This is a genomic window from Methylophaga sp. F7, from assembly GCF_056863975.1.
The window spans coordinates 2323902-2340223 of sequence record NZ_CM166511.1 but is presented as its reverse complement, the minus strand read 5'-3'; the positions used below and the strand labels follow the sequence as shown (position 1 = coordinate 2340223).

Annotated in this window: 14 protein-coding genes; 7 read left to right on the top strand and 7 right to left on the bottom strand. The window is 46.2% G+C overall.

Annotation, left to right across the window (positions count from 1 at the left end):
• Positions 1 to 3: 3 nt before the first annotated feature.
• The 6 genes from nuoL (at position 4) to AC08OG_RS11680 (ending at position 8890) form a co-directional block, all read left to right on the top strand.
• Complete coding sequence (nuoL, locus tag AC08OG_RS11705; RefSeq protein ID WP_482929586.1) at positions 4 to 1941, top strand: NADH-quinone oxidoreductase subunit L; 1938 nt, start codon at positions 4 to 6, stop codon at positions 1939 to 1941.
• 15 nt (positions 1942 to 1956) lie between these two features.
• A complete protein-coding gene (locus tag AC08OG_RS11700; RefSeq protein WP_292400011.1) occupies positions 1957 to 3477 on the top strand; it encodes an NADH-quinone oxidoreductase subunit M in 1521 nt (506 codons plus the stop codon).
• Positions 3478 to 3489: 12 nt separating this feature from the next.
• Positions 3490 to 4923, top strand: a complete 1434-nt coding sequence (gene nuoN / locus AC08OG_RS11695) for an NADH-quinone oxidoreductase subunit NuoN (RefSeq protein ID WP_318988963.1) — start codon at positions 3490 to 3492, stop codon at positions 4921 to 4923.
• 8 nt (positions 4924 to 4931) lie between these two features.
• Complete coding sequence (locus AC08OG_RS11690) at positions 4932 to 5237, top strand: DUF2818 family protein (protein WP_292353728.1); 306 nt, start codon at positions 4932 to 4934, stop codon at positions 5235 to 5237.
• A 189-nt stretch (positions 5238 to 5426) separates the two neighbouring features.
• Entirely contained in the window at positions 5427 to 7523 is a 2097-nt protein-coding gene (fusA, locus tag AC08OG_RS11685; protein WP_292353729.1) for an elongation factor G, read from the top strand.
• Positions 7524 to 7663: 140 nt separating this feature from the next.
• Positions 7664 to 8890, top strand: coding sequence for an NAD(P)/FAD-dependent oxidoreductase (locus tag AC08OG_RS11680; RefSeq protein WP_482929585.1), 1227 nt, complete (start codon positions 7664 to 7666; stop codon positions 8888 to 8890).
• Here the strand turns inward: AC08OG_RS11680 and chrA are convergent.
• Together chrA and rluD are read right to left on the bottom strand one after the other, a co-directional pair.
• Positions 8867 to 10060, bottom strand: a complete 1194-nt coding sequence (gene chrA / locus AC08OG_RS11675; protein ID WP_482929584.1) for a chromate efflux transporter — start codon at positions 10058 to 10060, stop codon at positions 8867 to 8869. The genes AC08OG_RS11680 and chrA overlap by 24 nt on opposite strands.
• A gap of 15 nt (positions 10061 to 10075) precedes the next feature.
• On the bottom strand, positions 10076 to 11041 hold the full coding sequence (gene rluD / locus AC08OG_RS11670; RefSeq protein WP_482929583.1) for a 23S rRNA pseudouridine(1911/1915/1917) synthase RluD: 966 nt from the start codon (positions 11039 to 11041) through the stop codon (positions 10076 to 10078).
• Between the two features lie 77 nt (positions 11042 to 11118).
• Here rluD and AC08OG_RS11665 point away from each other — a divergent pair, with 77 nt between their 5' ends.
• Positions 11119 to 11403: a c-type cytochrome gene (locus tag AC08OG_RS11665; protein ID WP_292353736.1), complete on the top strand. Its 285-nt coding sequence runs from the start codon at positions 11119 to 11121 to the stop codon at positions 11401 to 11403.
• 6 nt (positions 11404 to 11409) lie between these two features.
• Here AC08OG_RS11665 and mutM read toward each other — a convergent pair whose 3' ends face one another.
• Genes mutM through AC08OG_RS11640 form a run of 5 tightly spaced genes read right to left on the bottom strand, consistent with a single transcriptional unit; the run spans position 11410 to position 16156 of the window.
• Positions 11410 to 12228, bottom strand: a complete 819-nt coding sequence (mutM, locus tag AC08OG_RS11660; protein WP_482929582.1) for a bifunctional DNA-formamidopyrimidine glycosylase/DNA-(apurinic or apyrimidinic site) lyase — start codon at positions 12226 to 12228, stop codon at positions 11410 to 11412.
• Position 12229: 1 nt separating this feature from the next.
• Complete coding sequence (locus tag AC08OG_RS11655) at positions 12230 to 13099, bottom strand: DUF4340 domain-containing protein (RefSeq protein ID WP_482929581.1); 870 nt, start codon at positions 13097 to 13099, stop codon at positions 12230 to 12232.
• Positions 13096 to 14463: a GldG family protein gene (locus AC08OG_RS11650; RefSeq protein ID WP_482929580.1), complete on the bottom strand. Its 1368-nt coding sequence runs from the start codon at positions 14461 to 14463 to the stop codon at positions 13096 to 13098. The genes AC08OG_RS11655 and AC08OG_RS11650 overlap by 4 nt, the downstream gene beginning before the upstream one ends.
• Positions 14460 to 15212, bottom strand: a complete 753-nt coding sequence (locus AC08OG_RS11645; RefSeq protein ID WP_292399986.1) for an ABC transporter permease — start codon at positions 15210 to 15212, stop codon at positions 14460 to 14462. The genes AC08OG_RS11650 and AC08OG_RS11645 overlap by 4 nt, the downstream gene beginning before the upstream one ends.
• Positions 15212 to 16156 (bottom strand): ABC transporter ATP-binding protein, encoded by a 945-nt coding sequence (locus tag AC08OG_RS11640; RefSeq protein ID WP_482929579.1) that lies wholly within the window; start codon positions 16154 to 16156, stop codon positions 15212 to 15214. Before AC08OG_RS11640 ends, AC08OG_RS11645 begins: the two co-directional genes overlap by 1 nt.
• Positions 16157 to 16322: the final 166 nt, after the last annotated feature.

Genomic DNA, 16322 nt, shown 5'->3' with positions numbered 1-16322 from the left:
GGCATGACCCAGACCCTGTTACTGACCATTGTTTTAGCCCCCTTACTTGGCAGTATCATTGCTGGTTTTTTTGGTCGTAGGATTGGCCGGAACTGGTCACATCGAGCGGCAATCGCCGGTGTCAGTATTGCGTTCTTTTTATCGCTCTGGGTGTTGAAGCTGGTAGTCATGGATGGCGCAACCTATAACCAGGCGGTATATCAGTGGCTGCAAGTTGGCAGCCTGAGCATTGAAGTCGGCTTTATGGTTGATTCACTGACTGCAGTGATGATGACCGTGGTGACCTTTGTATCGCTGATGGTGCATATCTACACCATTGGTTATATGCATGATGATGACGGCTACAGCCGGTTTTTCAGTTATATCTCGCTGTTTACCTTCTCAATGCTGATGCTGGTGATGGCCAATAACTTTATGCAGCTGTTTTTTGGCTGGGAAGCGGTTGGCGTGGTGTCTTATCTACTCATCGGCTTCTGGTACAAAAAGCCCACGGCTATTTATGCCAATCTCAAGGCATTTCTGGTCAATCGTGTGGGTGATTTCGGTTTTCTGCTGGGGATTGCTGCCGTACTGATGTACTCCGGCAGTCTGGATTATCTGGAAGTATTTAATCAGGCTCCGGTGATGGCGGGGCAGACCATTTCCATATTTGATAATTACGCCTGGTCGTTAATGACGGTGATTGGCATTCTGTTATTTATCGGTGCAATGGGGAAATCAGCGCAGGTGCCACTGCATGTGTGGTTGCCGGATTCGATGGAAGGTCCAACGCCAATATCCGCATTGATCCATGCGGCAACAATGGTGACGGCGGGCATTTTTATGGTGGCGAGAATGTCACCTCTATACGAATATTCTGAAACTGCACTGTCATTTATTCTGGTGATTGGGGCGATTACCGCTTTGTTTATGGGCTTTTTGGGCTTAATTCAGAACGATATCAAACGGGTTATTGCCTATTCAACATTGTCACAGCTCGGCTATATGACAGTAGCATTGGGTGTGTCGGCATACTCCGCAGCCATTTTCCATTTATTCACCCATGCATTTTTTAAAGCTTTGCTGTTTTTAGCGGCTGGCTCAGTGATTTTAGCCCTGCATCATCAGCAGGATATTCGACAGATGGGCGGGCTAAAAAAATATTTACCCATTACTTACTGGACCAGTCTGATTGGTACGCTGGCGTTAATTGGTTTTCCCGGGCTGGCCGGCTTTTTCTCCAAGGACGCCATTATCATGGCGGTGCATGAATCGACCATACCAGGCAGTAGCTTTGCCTTATGGGCAGTGATGATAGGGGTATTTGTTACCAGTCTGTACAGCTTTCGGCTTTTGTTTTTGGTGTTCCACGGCAAAGAACGTTTTGATGCGCATGGCCATCCGCCACATGAATCCCCTAGCGTGGTTACCTGGCCGTTGATTCTGCTGGCGATTCCATCGGTATTGGCCGGTTATTTGATTGGCACTTTGGTGTATGACAATTTCTTCAGCGATGCGATAACCGTTATGCCGCAGCATGATGTGCTGGCGGCGGCAAATTATCATGGCCTGGTTGGGTTTATCACCCATGGGTTGATGACAGCACCGTTCTGGCTGACAATGGCCGGTTTGGTAACCGCCTGGTATCTCTATCTCAAACGTCCGGATCTGCCTGCCAAAATTCAGCATCGACTGATGTGGCTATGGCAAATTCTGGAAAATAAATACGGCTTTGATGCATTTAACGACAAAGTTTTTGCCGGTGGTTCACGAGGTCTGGGCTGGCTGTTCTCTCGCGTGGGTGATCGAATGTTAATTGATGGTTTAGTGGTTAACGGTACAGCACGAACAGTGGGTTTAATCTCGAGAGTAGGGCGCAAAATGCAGAGTGGTTATTTGTACCATTACGCCTTTGTAATGATTATCGGGGTGTGGCTGTTGCTCACCTGGTTTGTGGTTTAGGAGCAAGCTGATTAGATGATGGACTTCCCGCTGCTCAGTATATTGATTTTGCTGCCGATTATCGGCGGCGGTTTGCTGTTGTTCTGTAAACAAAATCATGTTTTGGCCCGCCAACTGGCTTTAGTTATCAGTGTCGCCACCATGCTGCTGTCTTTTTTGCTGTATATCGGCTTTGATACCACCAGTCATCAAATGCAGTTTGTTGAACGCCTGTCATGGATCGCCACATTTAATATCGAGTATTACCTTGGCATTGATGGCTTTTCGATGCCACTGATGATCCTGACCACGATATCTACAGTTCTGGTTGTTATCGCTGGTTGGCAGGTCATTCAGGATCGGGCAGCACAATACATGGCTGCTTTTTTGATTATGGAAGGCTTGATGCTGGGTGTGTTTGCAGCGCTTGATGCCATTCTGTTCTATCTGTTTTTTGAAGCAATGCTGATTCCGCTGTTTCTGGTGATCGGCATCTGGGGAGGACCCAACCGGGTCTATGCCACGATTAAGTTTTTTCTGTATACCTTTTTCGGCTCAGTGTTTTTGCTTATTGCACTGTTATATCTGCAATTTCAGGCGGGCAGTTTTTCGATTCTGGACTTTCATGCTGTCAGCTTGACTCTGACTCAACAGATATGGATTTTCCTGGCATTTTTAATTGCCTTTGCAGTGAAGATTCCGATGTGGCCGGTACATACCTGGTTACCCGATGCTCACGTTGAAGCGCCTACCGGTGGTTCGGTAATTCTGGCGGCGATCACGCTGAAAATCGGTGGTTATGGTCTACTACGTTTTGCTCTGCCGATTACCCCGGATGCCAGTATGACGCTGGACTGGCTGGTTATTGGCTTATCGTTGATTGCCATTGTTTACATTGGCTTTGTCGCGTTGGCGCAATCCGATTTGAAAAAACTGATTGCCTATTCAAGTATTGCTCATATGGGTTTTGTCACCCTGGGCTTGTTTATTATATTTCGGATTACTGCCAATGAGGCAATCACTATCGGTATCGGGAATGGGCAGGTGCTGGCGATTGAAGGTGCGATGGTCCAGATGATTTCGCATGGCTTTATCGCTGCGGCGATGTTCCTCAGCGTGGGCGTGTTATACGACCGGATGCATACCCGGGAAATCAGTGCCTATGGCGGTGTCGCCAACAGCATGCCGAAATTTACCGCGTTGGCCGTGTTCTTTGCGATGGCCAATGCCGGGTTGCCCGGTACTTCAGGTTTTGTCGGTGAGTTTATGGTGATCCTGGCGGCGTTTCAGGCCAACTTCTGGTATGCCTTTCTGGCGGCCACGACTTTAATTCTGGGCGCGGCTTATACCTTGTGGATGGTCAAACGGGTATTTTTTGGAGAGATCGCCAATGACCAAGTCGCTAAATTACAGGATATTAACTCACGGGAAATGCTGCTGTTGGCAAGTCTGGCGGTCATTGTCTTAGTGATTGGTATTTGGCCCGATCCGTTACTTAATGTGATGCATGCGTCGGTAGATAATCTGCTGCTGCAAATCACTCAGTCAAAGCTTTAAAGGAAACACCATATGGCGTTTGAGGTTCCAAATATGCTGTTTGCCTTGCCAGAGATGCTGCTGCTGGCTATGTGCTGTATTGTGCTGCTCGTGGTCGCTTTTACCGGTAATCGTCGAATCAATCTGGTACATGCATTAAGCCAATTGAGTCTTTTAGTAACCTTTTTCACGGTTTTCTGGATGATGGGTGAGGGTGGGCTGACCTTTTCTGAAACTTATATCAAAGACCCGCTTAGCGATATCCTTAAACTGGCGATCTGTCTGGTAAATATGCTTGTGTTGAGTTATTCCTATAGTTATTTACAGGCCCGAAATTTATTGCAGGGCGAATTTTATGTACTGGCCTTGTTTGCCACCCTGGGTATGCTGGTAATGGTGTCGGCACATCACTTTTTGACGCTGTATTTAGGGTTGGAACTGATGTCGCTTTGTCTATACGCCATGGTGGCCATGCAACGAGATTCATTTGCCGCTACCGAAGCCGGAATGAAGTACTTTATTTTGGGCGCATTGGCTTCGGGCATGTTGTTATACGGCATGTCGATTATCTACGGGGTCACTGGTGAATTAGGTATCCAGGCCATAGCCGTAGCATTAGACACTGAAGAATTGAATCAGACAGTCCTGAGTCTGGGCATTGTGTTCTTGGTGATTGGTATCGGCTTCAAGTTTGGTGCGGTACCGTTTCATATGTGGTTACCGGATGTCTATCAGGGGGCGCCCACAGCTATTACTTTATTTGTCGCCAGTGCCCCAAAAATAGCGGCTTTTGCGTTGTTGATACGTATATTGACGGAAGGTATGGGCGATATGCTTAGTGTCTGGCGCGATATGCTGATCATGCTGGCCGTATTGTCGATTATCCTGGGTAATCTGCTGGCAATTGCACAGAGCAACTTAAAGCGGATGCTGGCCTATTCCACCATTTCGCACGTTGGCTTTTTATTATTGGGTGTTTTAGCCGGAACCCAGGCAGGCTATGCTGCAGCATTGTTTTACACCTTGGTCTATGCACTGATGACATTAGGCAGTTTTGGTATGATTCTGCTGCTGAGTCGTGAGGGCTTTGAAGCTGAAGAGATAGAAGACTTTAAAGGTCTGGGGCAACGCCACCCCTGGCATGCGTTGATGATGCTGTTACTGATGTTTTCCATGGCGGGTATTCCACCACTGGCCGGTTTCTATGCGAAATTAGGCGTGATTAAATCAGTCGTCGATGTTAATTTACTGGCCGTTGCTATTGTTGCTGTCGTGATGTCGGTTATAGGTGCGTATTATTATTTGCGGGTGGTCAAGGTGATGTTTTTCGACACTGCCACCGAAAAGCCCCATATAGCAGCCACAACCTCAATGCAGTACCTGCTGAGTGGCAACGTATTAGCAGTACTGTTACTCGGTTTGTTTCCGGGAAGTTTATTTGCGCTTTGCGCCAGAATATTTAGTTAGGTTTAAAAATGTCGATTTGGTTACTGCTGTTGATAATGTTTGTGCTGGCAAATTTACCATGGGTAAATTCAAGATTATTTCTGTTTATCCCGTTAAAAAATGGTAAAAATGCCTGGTTAAGACTGTTTGAAGTAGTAGTATATTATTTTGTAGCTCTACTGGTCTCCATCGCTTTTGAGCAGCAGTATGCAGGCAATATTTATCCCCAGCAGTGGGAGTTTTTTGTCACTACCTTGAGTTTGTTTCTGGTGTTTGCCACACCGGGCGTAGTGTATCGGCATCAATGGTTGCCATTACAGCAAAAGCTCCGTTAAAAATCGCAAAAATGCGCCTGTTAAGGGCGTAGTAATTCAATCCGAAACTTCAAAAGACTGCTATCAGGGCACTTACAGGCTTTGATATCAATTCGGGATGCATCCCGAAGCATTGTAGTTTAGAATTTGCGGGTTTAACTCCCTGATGATGTAAACAACATCGGTTTTTCACACAAAAGAGACAGGATTATGGCTTCTTCCGATTTATCCAAGTACAGAAATATTGGTATTTTCGCTCACGTTGATGCGGGCAAAACCACCTCCACCGAACGTATTCTTAAACTGACCGGTAAAATTCATAAATCCGGTGAGGTTCATGATGGTGAATCCACCATGGACTTTATGGATCAGGAAGCCGAACGCGGTATTACTATCCAGTCAGCAGCCACAACCTGTGAATGGAAAGGCCATCGTCTGAACGTTATCGATACCCCAGGTCACGTTGACTTCACGATTGAAGTATATCGTTCACTGAAAGTATTGGACGGCGGTATTGGTGTTTTCTGTGGTAGTGGTGGTGTTGAGCCGCAATCAGAAACCAACTGGCGTTATGCGAATGACTCAGAAGTTTCTCGTCTGATCTTTGTTAATAAGCTGGATCGTATCGGTGCTGATTTCTACCGTGTTGTAAAACAGGTTGAAGACGTTCTGGCAGCAACGCCACTGGTAATGGTTTTGCCAATCGGTATTGAAGATGAATTTACCGGTGTTGTCGATTTGCTGACCCGTAAAGCATGGATCTGGAAAGATGAGAAAAATGCTGAAGACTACACCATCGAAGAGCCACCAGCTGATATGGCTGACCAAATTGAAGAATGGCGTGAAAAACTGATCGAAACTGCTGTAGAGCAGGATGATGATCTGATGGAAAAATATCTGGAAGGTGAAGAGCCTTCTATCGAAGATCTGAAAAGATGTATCCGTAAAGGTACATTGCAATTGGATTTCTTCCCAACATACTGTGGTTCGGCATTCAAAAACAAAGGTATGCAGTTAATCCTGGATGCCGTTGTTGATTACCTGCCTGATCCAACTGAAGTTGATCCACAACCAGAAGTTGATTTGGAAGGTAACGAAACCGGTAAACACGCTATCGTTGATATCAAAGGCCCACTGCGCGCACTGGCATTCAAAATCATGGATGACCGTTTTGGCGCATTGACTTTCGTTCGTGTCTACTCAGGCGAATTGAAAAAAGGCGATACCATCCTCAATACTTTCACCGGCAAAACAGAACGTGTTGGTCGTATGGTGGAAATGCACGCCAATGATCGTAACGAACTGGATTACGCACACGCTGGTGACATTATCGCCATCGTCGGTATGAAAGATGTTCAGACTGGACACACCTTATGTGACCCGAAAAACCCGGCGACATTGGAACCAATGGTCTTCCCGGATCCCGTTATCTCAATCGCGATTGCGCCTAAAGATAAAGCTGCCGCTGAAAAACTCGGTGTTGCACTGGGCAAAATGATTAAAGAAGATCCTTCTTTCCGTGTTGAAACCGATGACGATAGCGGTGAAACCATTATGAAAGGTATGGGTGAATTACATCTGGATATCAAAGTCGATATCCTGAAGCGTACCCATAACGTTGATGTAATTGTTGGTGAACCGCAGGTTGCTTACCGTGAAACCATTACACAAAAAATCGAAGACAGTTACACCCACAAGAAACAATCGGGTGGTTCTGGTCAATTCGGTCGTATTGACTACATCATTGAACCAGGTGAACCAGGCAGCGGTTTCAATTTTGAATCAACCGTAACCGGTGGTAGCGTTCCTCGTGAATACTGGCCAGCTGTTGAAGCCGGCTTCAAGAAAATGATGGGCCGTGGTGTTTTAGCGGGCTTCCCATTACTTGACGTCAAAGTAAACTTGTTTGATGGTGCATTCCACGCCGTGGATTCATCAGCAATGGCCTTTGAAATTGCTGCGATGGGTGCATTCCGTCAAACCATTCCGAAAGCGGGCCCACAATTGCTGGAGCCGATCATGAAAGTAGATGTGTTCTGCCCGGATGATAACGTTGGTGACGTTATCGGTGACTTGAACCGTCGTCGTGGCATGATCAAATCGCAGGATGCCGGTGCAACTGGCGTACGTATTAAAGCTGAAGTCCCACTGAGCGAAATGTTCGGTTACATCGGTACTCTACGTACAATGACATCTGGTCGTGGTCAGTTCTCTATGGAGTTCCTGCACTACTTGCCATGCCCACGTAACGTGGCAGAAGAGGTTATTAAAGAAGTTAAAGAACGTGAAGCTGCTGCGAAAAAATAAGCAGTTTACTAAAAGTTCTATTGAGAAAGGGGCGTTTATCGCCCCTTTTTTTGGCCAAAAATTGACCTTAACTCAGGTTAGCCCAGTATTGAAAGAACTAGTCTATGCTGAGCTTTCTTTACAATGGACAAGGCTGAAAAATGGACCTGAAAAGCGGGTATCCCTACTGGGCGATTAGAAATGGATTGATGCGAATCTTTCCGGCTCAGGATCAGGATATTGACTGTGATGTAGCAGTTATTGGCGGTGGTATAACCGGAGCTTTGATTGCTGACGATCTCAGTTCAAATGGTTATGCCGTGGCGGTTATAGAACAACGGGATATCGGTTGGGGTAGCACTGCAGCCAGTACGGCCATGCTGCAATACGAAATTGATACTCATCTGACTGAGCTTGCAGAATTGTATGGCGAAGTGGATGCATTAAAAGCTTATCGGGCATGTGCAGAGGCAATTAATGACCTTAAAAAACTTTCTGAGACTGTCGGTGATGTCGACTTTGAAATGCAGGAAAGTCTGTATTACGCCAGTCGCAGTCGTGATAAAAAATCCCTAAAAGCTGAATTTCTGTTACGACAAAAACATGGATTTGATGTTGAATGGTTGGAATCAGATGCGATAAAAAAATTGTATGGTTTTAAATCGCCCGGGGCGATCCTTAGCAAACTGGCTGCTCGAGTTGATCCTTATCGGCTGGCGCATAAACTTCTGGACAGGCTGCAAAGTAGTGGCCATCACGTTTATGACCGTACCGAAATAAAAGATTTGAAGCCTTCAGATAAACAGGTTGTTTTAACGACAACGTCTGGATTTAAAATTAACTGTCAACATGTGGTAATTGCAACGGGTTATGCCAGTCAGAAATTACTGAAACAAAATGTAGCGTCAAATCGCAGCAGCTATGCCTTTATTACCGACCCGATAGATCCCGAGTTACTGGGCGAATTAAATAAAACCATGATGTGGGAATCTGCTAGACCTTATCTTTATATGAGAACAACGGGAGATGGACGTTTATTGGTAGGTGGGGAAGACGATGATATTGATATCCCGGCAAAACGGGATAAACGCGTCGATAAAAAAGCCCAGACTCTGGCTAAGAAGGTCGAAAAATTGTTTCCCAAACTACCAATGAATCCGACATTTTCCTGGGCGGGAACATTTGCTGAAACGGAAGATGGCTTGCCATTTTTTGGTGCTCATCCCCAATATGGTGAACGTGTGCAGTTTGCCATGGCCTATGGTGGAAACGGTATTACCTACAGCATGATTGGTGCTGGCTTGTTAAGAGCGAATATCGAACAGCGCGAACACCCGTTAGCGGAGCTGTTTTCTTTCTCCAGATTAGACCAAAGCAACAACGATTGATGCACTGACACAGAACAATACAGTCCATAATGCCGAGCGCTTCAGCACGTAAATAATTAAAAAGCCGCCGAGCGCAATCAGTAAATCCAGCCAATGATTTACGCCTTCAGTGAAAATCGGATCGTATAAAGCAGCGGCCAGTAAACCGACTACAGCTGCGTTAATGCCGGCAACAACGGCACCTGCATTGGGAAGATGAGCAAGTTGCTGCCACAGCGGTAACATCGCCAGCAATAATAAAAAACCCGGAACAAAAATGGCGAGGGTAGCCAGCAGGGCATTCCAGCCTGCGGCTAACTGTGAAGGGATTTCAGCGCCGAGATAGGTTGCCAGGGTAAACATCGGGCCTGGAACAGCCTGGGCGGCACCGTAACCGGTTAAAAATTGATCGGTGGTGAGCCACCCAGTGGCAACAGTCTGCTGTTCGAGCAACGGCAACACAACATGACCACCACCAAATACCAATGCACCGGCCTGATAGAAGCCGGCCAGCATATTAGTGGTATTAAGCTGACTGCCTGCAAATAGGCTGAGAATAAGCAGCAACATAAACACACTGAATAATATCCAGGCGGTTTGTTTGCCATAATTGACCGGGAATCTAAAATCCGCTGAAAGTTGTTGCTGGCGACATAAAAACCAGCCTGCCAGTCCACCCAGGATGATCACTGCAATTTGCATAATCGCCAGATTGAAAATCAACAGTAAGGCAAAACTGAACAGTGCTATCAAGATACGTTGCCAGTCTGGCGTCAGTTTCTGAGCCATACTGATAACAGCATGAGCGACCACCGCAACCGCCACCAGTTTTAGACCATCAATAATGGCCATGCCGATAGCATTGTCCAGCTGATGAGCAATGGTGGCAAAAGCAAACAGCAGTAATGCAGAGGGCAGGGTAAACGCGATAAAAGCAGCAATGGCGCCAAGCCAGCCAGCGCGAAACAAGCCAATTGAAAATCCCATCTGGCTGCTGGCTGGGCCAGGTAAAAACTGTGTAACAGCAAGTAGCTGAGAAAATTGCTGTTCAGAAAGCCATTGCCGTTTATTGATAAATTCAGTGCGGAAATAACCAATATGAGCAATCGGTCCGCCAAACGCCGTCAGACCCAGTTTGAGAAAGGCTAAAAACACATCAATGACATGATGCAGATTGTTTGGTGCCTTCACAGTTCTTTCCTCTGGTTAATCGGTATGGCTGGCAGCATCCATCCGTAACAGTTCCAATAATCGTTGCATATCATCGGGTAAGGGGATCTGCCAGCTTACTGCTTCCCCAGTAGTCGGATGATCAAACCCCAGTAAACCGGCATGTAAAGCCTGACGACGTGTATTCTGCAGGGCAGCCAGACAGCTATCCGTCATCCCTTTTGGTGTTTTAAACCGGCCACCATATAAAGGATCGCCCAATAAAGGATGGCGAATATGCGCCATATGCACACGGATCTGGTGAGTGCGCCCGGTTTCCAGTTTGCAACGCAAATGGGTATGTGCCCGAAAGCGCTCCTCAATCCGATAGTGTGTCACGGCAGGTTTACCGTTTTGTGTCACGGCCATACGTTTGCGATCAATATGATGTCTACCAACTGGTGCATCAACCGTCCCCCCGGCGGTAAACACACCGCAGGCAATGGCCTGATATTCACGAATTACGGAACGCTGCTGTAGTTGGCTGATTAATGAATGATGTGCTTGCAGACTTTTAGCGACCATTAATAGTCCGGTAGTGTCTTTATCAATGCGATGCACAATCCCGGCGCGCGGAATATGAGTAAGTTGGGGCGCATGAGCCAATAACGCGTTGACCATTGTGCCATTCTGGTTGCCAGCGCCAGGATGCACTACCATGCCTGCCGCTTTATTGATGATTAATACATCGTCATCTTCATAAATAATATCCAGTGCGATAGTTTCGGCCTGCCAGTTATCTTCATGAATAATCTGCTGTGCGGCAATTTCAATCTGGTCACCGGTGCGTACCGCATCTTTAGGGCGACAGACTTTCTGATTGACCAATACATCGCCGGCTTTAATCCATTTGGTCAGCTGACCGCGGGAGTATTCTGAGAACAGCTGGGCCAAGGCCTGATCGACACGCAAGCCACTTAATGACTCGGGAATGGTGGCATCTAGTTTAATAATCTCTGTCATGAATGGCTTTGCATAAAATGGGTTACGTATTATAACGTAGCTTGATACATCGCCGTGAAACGGACGAAAGGGGGATTATGAAACGACTGCTGATATGTCTTGCATTGCTACTGACTTCGACCTGGATTCAGGCTGAGCCAAATATGGCTTTACTGGCTTCATCCTGCGCGACTTGTCATGGTACCAATGGCCACAGCAAAGGTGAAATGCCCAAACTTGCAGGTTTGGAGCAAGATTATTTTATTGAACAGATGCTGGGGTTTGCCAGCGGGGCGAGAGAGTCTTCTGTTATGCGACATCATGCTGCGGCGTACAGCGAAACTGAAATTCGCCTATTGGCAGAGTATTTCTCTAAACAATAATTTGCTTCAAATCTTTTGGCAATATGGGCAGAAATAGGTCGCCCGCTGTGACTGGCGAATCAATTCTATTGGATGACCACATTGTTTACAGCCTTGTTTCTGCCGGGCATAAACCCATAATTCCTGAGCAAAATATCCGGGTTTGCCTTCGCTATCCCGAAAATCCCGTAAGGTTGTCCCACCCGCTGCAATAGCTTTTTCCAATGTCAGTTTGATCGCGGCAACCAGTTTTTCTGCCTGTTTTTTTGTTAGTTTTGCAGCTATCAGCTGAGGGTGAATGGCGGAGATAAACAGCGATTCACTTGCATAGATATTCCCCACACCTACAACGATCTCCGCATTCATAATAAAAGTTTTAATGCTGACCTGACGTTTACGGCTACGTTGGAACAGATATTCGGCGTCAAAATCCTCCCCCAGTGGCTCTGGCCCCAGATGGTTTAATAACGGATGTTGCAGCGGTGGCTCACTGGTCCACAATACAGCCCCAAAGCGGCGTGGATCGGTAAAGCGCAGAATAATATTATTGGCAAACACAATATCAACATGATCGTGTTTTTCGGCTGGCTGAAAAGCAGTCAGAATACGTAACCGCCCGGACATACCCAGGTGGATAAACAGCGTGCCTTCAGTGGTATGCAACAATAAATACTTGGCCCGGCGGCTGACCGACTGAATGATTTTCCCACACAGTTTTTCATCCAGGTTGTCAGTGATAGGCCAGCGCAGTCGAGAGTCACGAATGACAACCTGCTTAACCTGCTGATTTTTTATATATGGCGCAATGCCACTGCGGGTGGTTTCGACTTCAGGTAATTCAGGCATATCACTCGTTTATTGAAAAGAGGGCAGGAATAATGGTGGCTGGAAACAGATATTGTAATTGTTGTTGATGATCAGTAAGCGTAAGACCTTCCTCGCTATTTGATACAACAAATTTACGCTGTGTGTTATCGGTTAATTTAATGGTCACTTCCTGCTCATCCGGTGTACTTGTTTCATCATCTAACATGATAACAACCTGCATGGCATAAGCCTGTTGCCAGTTTTGCAAAAGTGCCAGGAGTTTATCCTGAGGATAATTTTGCGGCATGGAGTGCCAGCTGTCATTTTGCTGAACTATGGAGAGTGCCGCGTATTGTTGCTGGCCCTGTTGGTTTTGCAGCTCAGGCAAGTACAGAGCTGCAATTTTGCTGGCCGGATCCAATAAACGGTTATCGACAAAGCTACTGGCACTGGCACCGAGTAATGGTGAAATATCATCGTTAATTAAATAAATCTGCTGATTGTGCAGAATATAACGATACCCGCTGAGCGGTTCAGTATCACCAAAAGCAAAATGGTATTCATTGAAAACTAATGACAACTCAGGCTGCTGCAGTCCGAATTCTGCCAGGTCAGTTGTTTGTGTCACCGGGATCTGTTGATGAGCTGGTTGTTGTAACAGACTGAGTAACAGATTGATCCGGGTTTGATTGGCTCGCACATGTATTGGCTGGCTTAACTGCCATTGCTGATCGCGTTGCAAGTGAATGGTTTGCTGTTCACGGCGAACAATTGTAATTTGATTGACCTGTGCCGCCTGAATTTTATCAGTGATATAAGCTGAATCCTCTACTTGCGATTCTGTCATTAACCACACTAATAGAACCGCAACCACCAATAACAGCAGATTGGTCAGATATGTGCTTTTCATCGGCGTCTTCTAATCCACCAGATACTTATGCCAATCAAAAGCAGACTAAGTGGTAATCCGAGTAAAAATCCAATACCAATAAATAATGATTGGTGCTCGGTTAATACCAGTTGGTTATCTCGGGTTGTGATGACCGGAATATCGATTGAATCATCTTCAGCAACCAGCCAGTTTGCCAGAGCCATCGCAAGTTCAAGATTGGCCGCTGTGCCAAGATACAGGTCGGAGACAAAATCGCCATCACCAAATACGGCAACACGTTGTTGTTGAGTTGTTGAAACAGGTTTTTCCATTAATACGCTGAGCATTAACGGCCCTGGAATATCGATTTCTGCATCAAAACGTAAATCATCCAGACTGGTGCCGGTCATATCACCTAATTCAGACCAGCTATCACTTTGTGATTGCATCAGCTCAGTAACTTGCCAAGCAGATTCAGCTTCTGATAATTGAATAGCATGCGCTTCTGGCATCAGGGTGACGCTGGAAGTGGCTGCCGTAACCGGGTGATTGGCGTAATCTGTCACAATCACAAAACGTGGATCTTCCAGACCTAATTTACCGGCATTGGGATCCACCATCGTACCCGGTACAAAGCTCAGGTTAAGCTGTTCACGGATGGCCGCCAGACCCGTATCAGTGTCAGGTTCGCTGAGCCAGAGCAGATTACCGCCTTGCTGCAACCATGACTGTAACTGGACAATATCGCTTTGCGGCCAGGCGGCTTGTGAACTGGCAATAACCAATACAATTTTTTTATCCTCGCTGTTAAGTTGCATCGCTTCTGTCATGGTCAGAGATTGCACCTCAAAGCCGGTGCTATTCAACTGTTGTCCCCATTGCGACATATCAAATGCACCATCACCGGCAATATCCCGTTCCCCATGACCAGTAATAAAGATTAATTCAGGCAAGTTACTGCGACTGACTTTTATAATGGCATTGCTTAGCGATTGCTCAGATAAATCATATACATGTTGTTGTCCCTGTTGACCTGAAACTACCATTTCAGCCTGCTGCTGAATGTCCAGTTCACGAACCCGCTGTGGCTGGCTGACAGGATCAATAAACGACACTGTAAGTTGCTGACTATGCTGTTGATAGCGCTTTAATAAACTTTCTGCTGCTGATTGATACTGATGTCCGGGACTGATGAATACTTCTATTGTCACCGGAGTTTCAAGCAACTGTAGTAATTCGGTAGTAGCAGAAGAGAGGGTATGTCGCTGGTTAGCTGTCCAGTCTGACTCAAAGCTGTAACGATTCGAAAGAACGGCTACTGCGATAATCACTACCAGCAATAAAATGTAAAAGATGATCTGTTGCAGGCGATGTTGATATTTAAACTGTTTTGACATCTTCATAGACTCAACCTCGCTGCATCAAGTCGTCGAATAGTCATCAGAATAAATACCACGCAGAACAGAGCAAAAAAGCTTAGATCAACACTGTTAATCTGTCCTGCCAGCAGCGGTTGAAAATGTCCTAACAGGGATAACCAGGCCAGCCAGTTAATTTGGCCTGAAACAGCACTGGCCGCAGCAAAATCAATTATCCATAATAAAAACAGTAAACAGAATGTCATCACCGCTGCAATAATCGGCTGGGTGGTGAGTGATGATAAAAATATTCCGGCGGCCAAGAAACTGGCTACCAGCAAAAACAGCCCGAACATGCTCACACCAAACTGGTAAAAATCGATTGCTGATCCGGCAAGCAGCGATAGCGGCATTAAAGCAATCAATGCTAATTGCAGCAGAAAAAAACCAAGATATCCGAGGTATTTACCTAACACAATCTGACTGGCGGAAAGTGGCGCAGAGATCAAAAGAGGCAGACTATGGTTACGATGTTCATCAGCAAAAGCCCGCATGGTGATAAATGGGGCAATCAATAGCAACACCAGAGCAGCATTGCTTAATAATGGCGCAATAATCATTTCTGTTACACCGGGAGCTCCCGGGATGGCTGAAATCTGGCCCTGAATCTGAGCAAAATACTCAATATGACTGAGAAACATATATGCCAGTAAAAACTGTACTAATGCCAGCATTATCCAGGCAAAAGGAGACAAAAACAGTCGCGAAATTTCAAGTCTTGCCACGCACCACATCAGTTTTTAACCTCAGCTAGCGGTGCGTCATCTTTTATCAGATGCATAAAAATATCTTCCAGCGAGTCCTGTTCACGCAACAGTTCCTGCAGTTGCCAGTGTTTAGAGACGGCACTCGCTATCAGGTTTTCTGTAGGATCCTGTTCCGGGTGATAAAGGATTCGAAACTGATGGGCTGAAACGGGCTCCACCGAAGACACATTCGTTAGAGCCTGAAGCTCGGTGATCGGTGGCGGGGCAGATAAAGTGATCCTCAGGCTGCTGTTGAGTCTTTGCTGATGCAGAGCTGTCAGGCTATCGGCAAACATGACCTGGCCTTTACTGATGATTTGTACCCGATCGCAGAGCATTTCCACTTCTGGCAGAATATGCGTCGACAGTATCACGCTATGTTCATTGGCCAGTTCACGAATGAGTTCGCGGATCTGCCGAATTTGTAGGGGATCCAGACCAGAAGTCGGTTCATCCAAAATGACCACCGCCGGGTTATGCACGATCGCCTGAGCGATGCCGGTACGCTGTTGGTAGCCTTTGGATAATTGACCGATCAAACGTCGCTGGACATCACCCAGTCCACAGCGCTCAATGACCGTTGCAACTGCAGATTTAAGTTGCTGGCCTTTGAGCAGATTGAGTCTGGCACAATGCTGTAAATATTCGTTGACGGTCAATTCACGATATAACGGCGGATTTTCCGGCAGATAGCCCAGTTGAGCCTTGGCCTGCTTAGGTTGCGACAATAAATCAAAACCATTGATATGGATCTCGCCTTTATCCGGCGCCAGATTACCGCTAAGCATTTTCATAGTGGTGCTTTTACCAGCACCATTGGGACCGAGAAAACCCAGTATTTCTCCGCGTTTTACCGTGAGATCGATATTTTGAACCACAACATTGGGTCCAAAATAACGTGACAGATTTTGTGCTTCCAGCAATATAGTCATAGCGCACTATAATACGGTTTTGAGGTGAATCGTCTACTACGTTGTTGCAACATAGATATCATCTGAGATTTCAATATTTTTGGAGTGCGGCACAGTTCATCTCATTGCCCAAAATAAAGAACAATTTTAAGTTTAATTTATTCGAGCCATAAAAAAACCCGCATTA